This window comes from Corallococcus sp. CA049B, from assembly GCF_003611685.1.
Classification (GTDB): domain Bacteria; phylum Myxococcota; class Myxococcia; order Myxococcales; family Myxococcaceae; genus Corallococcus; species Corallococcus coralloides.
The window spans coordinates 1-9,325 of sequence record NZ_RAWC01000289.1 but is presented as its reverse complement, the minus strand read 5'-3'; the positions used below and the strand labels follow the sequence as shown (position 1 = coordinate 9,325).

Sequence of the window (9,325 nt, the reverse complement as noted above, 5' to 3'; positions counted from 1 at the left end):
GGGGACAGGTCATGAGGTGGGATGAGATGGGCGAGTCGCCCGGATGGGACAGGTCGGTGTCGCGGGACGCGAGCGTGGACGGTGGGACGGCTCGCGGTGGGCGGGGCTCCGTCCTCGCGGTGGTGGCGGAGAAGCCCGCCGTGGCGCGCGACATCGCCCGGGTGCTCGGCGCCACCGAGCGCGGTGAGGGCTTCCTTCGCGGCAACGGCTACGTCGTGACGTGGGCCATTGGCCACCTGGTGGGCCTGGCCCAGCCGCATGAGATCCGCCCCGAGTGGAAGAAGTGGCACCGCTCGCAGCTGCCCATGCTGCCGGGGGACTGGCCGCTGGTGGTGTCGGACTCCACGAAAGCTCAGTTCGAGGTCGTCCGCCGCGTGATGAACGCGCCGGAGGTGTCCGCCGTGGTGTGCGCCACGGACGCCGGGCGCGAGGGCGAGCTCATCTTCCGGTACATCTACGACGCCGCCGGGTGCCGCAAGCCGGTGCGGCGGCTGTGGGTGTCGTCGCTCACCGAGCGCGCCATCCGTGACGGCTTCCAGCACCTCAAGGACGGCAAGGCCTACGCGCCGCTGGCCGCCGCCGCCATGGGGCGCAGCCGCGCGGACTGGCTCGTGGGCATGAACCTGTCGCGCCTCTACACGCTGGCGAGCGGGACCTACGGCAACATGCTGTCCGTGGGGCGCGTGCAGACGCCCACGCTGGCCATGGTGGTGGAGCGCGAGCTGGCCATCCGCGACTTCGTGCCCCGGGACTACCTGGAGGTCGTGGCCACCTTCTCGCCTCGCGGCAAGGGCGCGCCCGTGGGGGCCCGCTACCAGGGCACGTGGTTCCGCTCGGGGCCGGACGGCAAGCCGGTGATTCCGCCGGGCTTCGAGTCCGTGCGCGAGGCGCGCCGGCTGGACGCGGACGGCGTGGAGGCGGGCCGGGTCATCGACCGCGTGCGCAGCGGCAACGCGGTCGTGGAGTCGCTGGACGCGGAGACGAAGCGGATGCCTCCGCCGCTGCTCTACGACCTCACGGAGCTGCAGCGCCACGCGAACCGGCTCTACGGCTTCAGCGCGCAGCGCACGTTGGAGGTCGCGCAGGCGCTCTATGAGAAGCACAAGCTGCTGAGCTATCCGCGCACCGCGAGCCGGCACCTGTCGGAGACGGTGGCGGATACGCTGCCGGAGGTGGTGCGCGCCATCGCCTCGCCCTACCAGGAGGACCTGGCGCCGGGCACGGGCGAGCGCCCGCTGGGCAAGCGCTACGTGGACGACTCGAAGGTGACGGACCACCACGCCATCATCCCCACGCCCATGCCGGCGTCCGGCGTGCGGCTGTCCCCGGACGAGCAGCGCCTCTATGACCTGGTGTGCCGGCGGCTGCTCCAGGCGTGGCACGAGGACCACGTCTGGAAGGTGACCACGGTCATCACCGCGGTGACGTCCAAGGGGGATGCGGGGCCCGTGGTGGACCGCTTCCACAGCGCGGGCACGCAGGTGGAGAAGGTGGGCTGGAAGGTCCTGGACGTGGGGGGCGGGCAGAAGGCGCCGCGCCTCAAGCCGGAGGGCAAGAAGGGCGCGGACAAGGACAAGGAGGAGGAGCCGGACGACGAGCCGCAGGACCTGCCGTCGGGGCTCGCGCGCGGACAGGCGCAGACGGTGGAGGACGTGGAGGCGGTGAAGAAGCGCACGCGTCCGCCGCCGCGCTTCACGGAGGCCACGCTCCTGACGGCGATGGAGTCCGCGGGGCGCACGCTGGATGAGAAGGAGCTGGTGGACGCGATGCGCGACACGGGGCTGGGCACGCCCGCCACGCGCGCCGCGACCATCGAATTGCTGCTCGAGCGCGAGTACCTGACCCGCGAGGGCAAGCGCCTGGTGGCCACGGACAAGGGCATCCACCTCATCGGGGTGGTGCACCCGGACGTGAAGTCCCCCGTGATGACGGGGCAGTGGGAGGCGTGGCTCCAGCGCATCGAGCGCGGGCAGGGCGCGCTGGATGCGTTCATGAGCGGCATCGAGGCGTATGTGCGGGAGGTCGTGGGCCAGGCGCCCACGTCGCTGCCGCCCACGCCGGTGGCCGGCCCGGGGCCCCGGAATGAGGCCGCGGTATCGAGCGCACGCTTCGAAGGCTCAAGGCCGCATCCCGCGCAGGGACCTACCGAGGAGCTGTTCCGTACCCGAGAGGCCGCGACCGCCACCGTCCGGACCGCCGCCCGAGCCAACGCCGCGCGCAACGAGGTCGGTGCCTCCGCGAGCATGGCGGGGGATGGCTCCCGCGCCTTCGGCCACGGCGCGGCCGGCGACGCACGTCACGCGGCGGGCGCTCCGGCTCACGGCCTCCACGGTGGATCCGACGGCTACGCGGGAGCCACCGCACCTGCCGCGTCGCCGCGCGTGCAGGACCGCCCTCCCAACATCCCCTCCGCGGAGGTGCGCACCGCCTTCGTGCAGGCCTCCTCCGAGGGCTTCGGCCGGGCCAAACGTCAGCCCCAGACCGTGAACATGGGCAGCACCCGGCCGGAGCGCGTGCACCGGGCTCCCACGCCTCCGGACAAGCTGCGCGGCCTCCTCAAGGAGGCCTTCGGCTTCAACGACTTCCGCCCGTACCAGGAAGAGGTCTGCCGCGCGGCCACGTCCGGCGAGGACCTGCTGCTGGTGATGCCTACGGGCGCGGGCAAGTCCCTCTGCTACCAGCTGCCGGGCCTGGCCCGCGCGGGCACCACCGTCGTCGTCAGCCCGCTCATCGCGCTGATGGAGGACCAGGTGCTGCGGCTCCAGTCGTTGGGCTTCGCCGCGGACCGCATCCACTCCGGCCGCGACCGGGCCACCTCCCGGCAGGTCTGCGCCGAGTACCTCGAAGGCCGCCTCGACTTCCTCTTCATCGCTCCGGAGCGCCTGGGCGTCCCCGGCTTCGTGGAGCTGCTGGCCCGCCGCACGCCCTCGCTCATCGCCATCGACGAGGCGCACTGCATCTCGCAGTGGGGACACGACTTCCGTCCGGACTACCGGCTCCTGGGCTCGCGCCTGCCGCTGTTGCGTCCCGCCCCCGTGGTGGCGCTCACCGCCACCGCCACGCCGGACGTGCAGAAGGACATCGTCCAGCAGCTGGGCCTGCGCGGCTCACGGGGCGGCGCCGCGCACACCTTCATCCACGGCTTCCGCCGCACCAACATCGCCATCGAGGTGCGCGAGCTCAACCCGGGCGCCCGCGGCGACGCCATCCTGTCCCTGCTCAGGAACCCGGAGCACCGGCCCGCCATCGTCTACGCGTCCACGCGCAAGCACGCGGAGCAGTACGCGGACCTGCTCGCGCACGACTTCCACTCCGCGCCTTACCATGCCGGCCTCCAGCCCCAGGAGCGCGACCGCATCCAGGCCGCCTTCCTCAAGGGACACCTGGAGGTCATCGTCGCCACGACGGCGTTCGGCATGGGCATCGACAAGCCGGACGTGCGCACCGTCATCCACGCGGCGCTGCCGGCCAGCCTGGAGGGCTACTACCAGGAGCTGGGCCGCGCGGGCCGCGACGGCAAGGACTCGCGCGCGGTGCTGCTCCACGCCTTCGTGGACCGGCGCACCCACGAGTTCTTCCACCGCCGCGACTACCCGGACCCCTCCGTCCTGGAGCGCATCTACCAGGCCACCTCCAACGAGCTGGAGCCCAAGGCCTCCATCCAGGCCCGCGTGCGCGGCGACCCGGAAATCTTCGACAAGGCCCTGGAGCAGCTGTGGATCCACGGCGGCGTGGAGATGACCCCGGACGAGGACGTGCGGCGCGGCCGCGCGGGCTGGGCCGTGGCGTACATCGCGCAGCGCGAGCGCAAGCAGCTCCACCTGGAACAGATGGGCCGGTACGCGGAGGCGCATGACTGCCGCATGCGCCACCTGGTCGCGCACTTCGGCGACGTGCAGGACTCCGGCGCCGCCTGCGGCCTGTGCGACGTCTGCGCCCCTGAGTCCTGCGAGGTGGTCCGCTTCGAGGAGCCCTCCGCCCTGGAGGCCCACGCGCTGGGCCGCATCCTGGAGGCCCTCCACGCCCGCGACGGCCAGGCCACCGGACGGCTCCACCGGGAGCTCTTCGGCGAACAGCTCCACCGCCGCGACTTCGAACGGCTCGTGGGCGGACTGGTGCGCTCGGGGCTGGTGCGCCTGGACTCGGACTCGTTCGACAAGGACGGCCAGGTCATCCTCTTCCAGCGCCTGTCCCTCACGGACACCGGCCGCCGCGCCCGCGTCATCGCCCCCGGGCAGGTGGTGCTCCCCCAGGCGCGTGAGGTGCCCTCCAAGAAGCGCAAGGGCCGCACGGCCGCCGGCACGCCGAAGCGCGCGCCCCGCAAGCGCGCCGCCTCCAGCACGGCGGCCTCGCCCCGGGGACGCGGCAAGAGCCGCCGGGGCGCCTCGGAGTCCTGGGCCTCGCGCGGCGCCTCCAGCGACGCGGACTTCAGCCAGGAGTCCTTCCCCGCGGATGCCCCGCCGGCCCGCGGCTGGAGGGCGCGCGCCACGCCGGAGCCGTCACCGGGCCTGGGCCCCCGGGCCTCCTGGAACGCGTCCCGCAGCGCGGCGCCGGACTTCGATCCGCCCCCGGCGTCCCCCGCCCTGGTGGCCACCCTCAAGGAGTGGCGCCTCACCGAGGCCCGCAAGCGCAAGGTGCCCGCCTTCCGCATCCTCACCGACCGCGTGCTGGACGCCATCGCCAGCGCCCGGCCCTCCAGCGGCGCGGAGCTGATGTCCATCCATGGCGTGGGCCCCACGCTCGCGGAGCGCTACGGCCCGCAGATCCTCTCGCTCGTGTCCCGCCGCCGCTGACCGCTGGCGGATCCGCGTGTCACCCGGTGGACAGGGGCGCGTGGATCCGCCCCTCCAGGGCAGCGGCGTGCCCCCGGAGGCGATGCCCGGGGGACAGCGTGGATCCGCCGCGGGGCATGCCGTCCACCTCGAACCGCCTGACAAGGGAAGGCCCTTTCCTGGGCCGCAGGCGCGGGGGGCTACCGGCCAGGCGTGAAGCGTGTTTCCCATGCTTGTAGGCAAAAGTCCGGGTGCCACCTTCTCGTCCACACGCGCAATGAATGGGAGCGGCGTGAGGGGTTCAAGGGGGCGCGCAATGGAGCTGGGTTTCGAGACGATTGGCAACGCCACACTCATCTGTCACGACAACGGGCCGGTGCTGGTGACCGACCCCTGGACGGACGGGGACGCGTACTTCGGCAGCTGGACGCTGTCCCACGAGATTCCGGACGAGCAGCGCCAGTCCATCCGGGACTGCCCCTACGTGTGGCTGTCGCACGGCCACCCGGACCACCTGAGCATGGCCTCGCTGGAGAAGCTGCGCGAGCGCACGCTGCTGGTCCCCAACCACGTGGGCGGACGCATCCGCGACGACCTGCTCGAGGCGGGCTTCAAGGTCCAGGTGCTGCGGGACCGCGAGTGGACGCGCCTGTCCCCGCGCATCCGCGTGCTGTGCATCCCGGACGTGAACCAGGACGCGGTGCTGCTGGTGGAGGTGGGCGGCCGGCTCATCGTCAACCTCAACGACTCCGGTGACCGCGGCCAGGGCCGCTTCGTGCGCCGGGTCATCAAGGAGTACAGCGAGACGTACCTGCTGGCCCTGTCCGGCTACGGCGACGCGGACATGATGAACTTCTTCACCGAGGACGGGCGGCGCATCCTCCCGTACGCGGCGGCGAAGACGCCCGTGGGACAGACCATCGCGCGCATGGCGGAGACGTACGGCGTCCGCTACTTCGTCCCCTTCAGCTCCATGCACAAGTACCAGCGCGCCGACAGCGTCTGGTGCTCCGAGTACACCACCACGCTGCCGGACTACGCGCGGGGCTTCGCCTCCAACACCTGCGAGATGCTCCCGGCCTTCCTGCGCCAGGACTTCACCAACGACTCCTCCGTCTCCATCAACCCGAAGGAGCGCACCATCCGGCCGCTGGACCCCAAGGACTTCGGGGACGACTGGAGCGAGCGCCTGGAAGCGGACGAGGTGAAGCAGCTGGAGCAGTACTTCCGCGCTGTCGAGCACCTGGGCACGGTGATGGACTTCCTGCGCTTCCGCGTGGGCGGCCAGGAGCACGTCATCGAGTTCAACAAGCGCCGCATCCACAAGGGCATCACCTTCGAGGCGCCCCGCAACTCGCTGATGACCGCCGTGAAGTACCAGGTGTTCGACGACCTGCTCATCGGCAACTTCATGAAGACCACCGTGCACGGCGGCTTCGGCAAGGGCAGCCTCTACCCGGACTTCAGCCCCTACGTCGCCAAGTACGCGGACAACGGCAAGGCCCGCACGGAGGCGCAGCTGCGCAGCTACTTCAACGAGTACCGCAGCCGCGACATGGTGGGCTACCTGCGCCACCAGCTGGATGCCCACTGCGTGCGCCCCCTCCAGACCCAGTCCGCGGAGCTGCTGCGCGCCCTGCTGCCCCCGGGCTCCAACACCTTCCGCATGGCCAAGGAGACCTACTGGAAGATGCGCCGCGCCATCCTCTAGGGATTCCCTGGAAACTCGCTGGCAGACCTGACTGGAATCAGGACACCCTGCTGTCTCTTTCCAAGACAGTGAGAGCTGCCCTCGAAAAACCTAATCATTCAGAGGGCTTGTCTTTGTAAACGTCACGTGAAGTGACGGTTGACGTGGGGAGGGCTGGAGCGGGAGCGCTCCAGCTATCCCCGCGTTTCCTGTTTTTCTCCTGGGAAGGGCCGTTGGCCCGGCAGTTGCTCAATGGCCCGGCGCGCGGCGGACCGCCACTGGCGGGGAAGCCAGGCGGTGGCCGCGCATCCCTCGAAGCACACAGGAAGAGTCCTCCAATGCTCAAGTTCCGCTCTGTTGCGATGCTGGCCGGCGTGTCGCTGATGCTCGGTGCGTGCGGTGGCCCCGAGTCCGCGCAGGAGTCCGAGGTCAAGCCCACGTGGGAGGAGTTCCAGGCGAACGCCTACCGTGAGCCGTGGGAGGGCGGGAAGATCATCGTCAACGGTGACGAGGCCCTGGACTCCGAGGAGGAGTTGAAGGCCTATTTCCACAACGTCGTCGAGGCGCAGCTGGGCAAGTCCCAGGACGGCCTGGCCGTGTACTACATCGGCGGCGACATCAAGTGGAGCAGCACGCAGAAGCTGAACCTCACCTACTGCATCAGCAACAACTTCGGCACGAACAAGACGAAGATGGTGAACGCGATGGCGAGCGCGACGGCGGCCTGGCAGGCCACGGCGAACGTCAAGTTCGTCTACCTGTCCCAGTACGACAGCGCCTGCACCGCGTCCCAGACGGGCGTGCTGTTCGACATCCGCCCGGTGTCGGGCCAGTCCTACGTGGCGCGCGCGTTCTTCCCGAACTCCAGCCGCTCCGGCCGCAACGTGCTGGTGGACAGCAGCGCCTTCGGCAACCTGTCGCCCTGGACGCTGACGGGCATCCTGCGCCACGAGCTGGGCCACACGCTGGGCTTCCGTCACGAGCACACCCGCTCCACGGCGAGCGGCTGCTACGAGGACAGCCAGTGGCGCGCGCTGACCTCCACCTACGACCGCTCCTCCGTCATGCACTACCCGCAGTGCAACGGCACCCAGACGGGCGACCTCGTGCTGACGACCCTGGACAAGCAGGGCGCCCGCGCGCTGTACCCGTGATTCAAGCGTCACGCTTGTGAGGGGGCAGGGGCCGGTGGGAGCGTCTTTTCGGACGCGCCCGTCGGCCCCGTGCCGTTTGGGGCGCTAGAAGCGGGCGGAGACCTCCTCGGCCTCCGTGGGGCGCTCGAAGAAGACGAGCGTCTTGCCGCCGCGCTCGCCAATCTCCAGGCACTCCAGCGCGCCCGACGCTTCGTCCAGCTCCGCGTAGAGGTGGTCCGGTTCGAGGATGCGGTGGGTGATGCGCCCGTCCTCGCGGCCCACGATGATCTGCACGGCGCCCGCGTCGCTTCCCTTCTGCTCCAGGGAGATGTCCACCAGAGGCAGGCGGTCAGCGAGCGGCTGGTCGCCCGTCTCCGCGTCGATGGACTCCACGCGCACCCACTGGGTGGCGTCCTGCTTGCTGATGCCGGCGAGGTAGCTCGCCCACTGCTCCCGGGGGATTTCCTGGTTGATGTGTGCCATGGGCCGCCTCCGCGCGCCTGTCGTGTGCCTCAACCGTAAGGCGTCTGACTCGCGGGTGAAGGACGGGCCCGGCTGAACGACGCTCCGGGGGCCCCGCGGACCGGGCCCCGGCATGTCGGCTGCTTCCGCCTCTAGCCGCGCACGGCGTGCACGGCGTCGTCCTTGAGCACCAGGCGCACGGTGGCGGCCTTGCCATGGCCGAAGTGCTCGTAGGCGGCCTGCTCCAGCACGGGGGCCAGGGCGGTGCGCAGCCCGCGGGCGCCCGTCTCGCGCTTGAGGGCGCGGGCGACAATCCACTCGCGCACGCCAGCGTCCACGGTGAGCTCCAGGCCCTCGTGGGCGAACTCACGCTCCCAGGTGCGCAGCACGGTGGCCTGGAGGATGTCCCCCAGCGTGGCCGCGTCCAGCGGGTCGAAGGACACCAGCCGGTTGAAGCGGCCAATCAGCTCCGGGATGAAGCCGTAGCGGGAGAACGCGGTGGTGTTCTCCAGGTGCTCTTCCGTGATGCGCGTGGCGATGGACTCCAGGTCCTTCTGGCCGCCCTTGCCGGGCTCGCGCCCGAAGCCCACGCGCTCCACGTGGTTCATGGTCGCCGCCGTGCCGCGGAAGCCGCTGAAGGCGCCACAGGCGATAAAGGTGACGCAGCCCATGTCCAGGGATTCGGAGCGGATCCGGCTGGTGAAGCCGAAGTCCGGAGGGAAGGTGGCCTGCGCCGCGGAGAGCAGGTGCAGCAGGCTTCTCTGCACGCCGAAGCCGCTCACGTCCTTGGTGGTCTGCTGGCCGGAGAAGCGGCTGTCGGAGCGGCTGGTGGCGAGCTTGTCGAACTCGTCCATGCAGATGACGCCGCAGGCGGCCCACGCCACGTCGCGCTCCGCGGCTTCGTAGAGGCGGGACAGCAGGGTGCTGACGTCGTCGCCCACGTAGCCCGTTTCGGAGAACTGGGTGGCGTCCGCGAGCACGGTGGGCACGCCCAGGATCTCCCGGAACATCAGCTCCACGAGGAACGTCTTGCCGGAGCCGGTGGGGCCCAGGAAGAGGGCGTTCTCGCGGGTGCCGGGCTCGGGCTCCAGCCCCTCCAGGTACAGCCGGCGGATGCGGCGCAGGTGCCGGTAGGCGAGCACGGACGCCGCGCGCCGGGCCTCGGGCTGGCCCCGGTAGCCCAGGTCGCCCAGGCGCGCGTCGATCTCCTGGGGCGACAGCACCTCCAGCGCGGCCACGCGCTCCTGGATGGGCGGGCCTTCGGGGAA

5 protein-coding genes are annotated in these 9,325 nt (G+C 70.9%); 3 read left to right on the top strand and 2 right to left on the bottom strand.

Going from position 1 to position 9,325, the window contains the following annotated elements; translation table 11 throughout:
• Positions 1-11 precede the first annotated feature (11 nt).
• The 3 genes from D7W82_RS36110 (at position 12) to D7W82_RS36100 (ending at position 7,616) form a co-directional block, all read left to right on the top strand.
• Positions 12-4,793, top strand: coding sequence for a DNA topoisomerase 3 (locus tag D7W82_RS36110; protein WP_199727943.1), 4,782 nt, complete (start codon positions 12-14; stop codon positions 4,791-4,793).
• Positions 4,794-5,088: 295 nt separating this feature from the next.
• The gene (locus D7W82_RS36105) at positions 5,089-6,483 is read left to right on the top strand and encodes an MBL fold metallo-hydrolase (protein ID WP_120622644.1); all 1,395 of its coding nucleotides are present in this window, start codon (positions 5,089-5,091) and stop codon (positions 6,481-6,483) included.
• 317 nt (positions 6,484-6,800) lie between these two features.
• Positions 6,801-7,616, top strand: a complete 816-nt coding sequence (locus tag D7W82_RS36100) for a matrixin family metalloprotease (protein WP_120622643.1) — start codon at positions 6,801-6,803, stop codon at positions 7,614-7,616.
• Between the two features lie 84 nt (positions 7,617-7,700).
• On the opposite strand, the gene D7W82_RS36095 is transcribed toward D7W82_RS36100, so the two are convergent.
• Positions 7,701-8,078 carry a DUF5335 family protein gene (locus D7W82_RS36095; RefSeq protein WP_120622642.1) on the bottom strand — a complete coding sequence of 126 codons (378 nt, stop codon included), beginning with the start codon at positions 8,076-8,078 and terminating at the stop codon, positions 7,701-7,703.
• 131 nt (positions 8,079-8,209) lie between these two features.
• On the bottom strand, positions 8,210-9,325 hold a 1,116-nt coding region (locus D7W82_RS36090), incomplete at its 5' end, for an AAA family ATPase (RefSeq protein WP_120622641.1).

Bases quoted from the DNA above. Each gene is read 5' to 3' on its own strand.
- D7W82_RS36110 (WP_199727943.1), top strand. From the start codon at position 12: ATGAGGTGGGATGAGATGGGCGAGTCGCCCGGATGGGACAGGTCGGTG.
- D7W82_RS36105 (WP_120622644.1), top strand. From the start codon at position 5,089: ATGGAGCTGGGTTTCGAGACGATTGGCAACGCCACACTCATCTGTCAC.
- D7W82_RS36100 (WP_120622643.1), top strand. From the start codon at position 6,801: ATGCTCAAGTTCCGCTCTGTTGCGATGCTGGCCGGCGTGTCGCTGATG.
- D7W82_RS36095 (WP_120622642.1), bottom strand. From the start codon at position 8,078: ATGGCACACATCAACCAGGAAATCCCCCGGGAGCAGTGGGCGAGCTAC.